This window comes from Nocardia colli (genome assembly GCF_008704205.1).
Lineage (GTDB): Bacteria > Actinomycetota > Actinomycetes > Mycobacteriales > Mycobacteriaceae > Nocardia > Nocardia colli.
In genome coordinates this window covers 1-766 of sequence record NZ_VXLC01000074.1, presented here as the reverse complement: position 1 = coordinate 766, position 766 = coordinate 1, and the positions used below count along the sequence as shown (strand labels likewise).

The following is a 766-nucleotide window of genomic DNA, read 5'->3' as shown; positions in this document are numbered from 1 at the left end:
GTACGGGTTGCCCGAGGAGTCCGGCGCACGGAACTCGATGCGCTTGGCCTTCGGGTTGTTGCCGGTCACCGGGATACGCACGGCCGCGGACCGGTTGCGCTGCGAGTACACCAGGTTGATCGGCGCCTCGTAGCCCGGAACCAGGCGGTGGTAGGAGTTCACCGTCGGGTTGGTGAAGGCGAGCAGCGACGGCGCGTGGTGCAGGATGCCGCCGATGTAGTGCCGCGCCAGATCCGACAGGCCACCGTAGCCGGCCTCGTCGTGGAACAGCGGCTTGCCGTCCTTCCACAGCGACTGGTGCACGTGCATGCCCGAGCCGTTGTCACCGAAGAGCGGCTTCGGCATGAACGTGACGGACTTGCCTTCCTGCCACGCGGTGTTCTTCACGATGTACTTGAACAGCTGCAGGTCGTCGGCCGCACCGAGCAGCGTGCCGAACTTGTAGTTGATCTCGGCCTGACCGGCGGTGCCGACCTCGTGGTGGCCGCGCTCGAGCTCGAAGCCCGCGTTCTGCAGGTTGGTCGAGATCTTGTCGCGCAGGTCGACGTAGTGGTCGTACGGGGCGACCGGGAAGTAGCCACCCTTGTTGCGGACCTTGTAGCCACGGTTCAGCTTGCCGTCCGGGTCGAACTGCGCGCCGGTGTTCCAGGAGCCCGAGACCGACTCGATCTCGTAGAAGGCGCCGTTCATGGCCGAGTCGTAGCGGATCGAGTCGAAGATGTAGAACTCCGCCTCGGCGCCGAAGTACGCGGTGTCGGCGATGCCG

1 pseudogene is annotated in these 766 nt (G+C 65.7%); it reads right to left on the bottom strand.

Features of this window, described 5'->3' with window-relative positions:
* A pseudogene (locus tag F3087_RS45755) lies at nucleotides 1–766 on the bottom strand (type I glutamate--ammonia ligase); the annotation flags it as partial.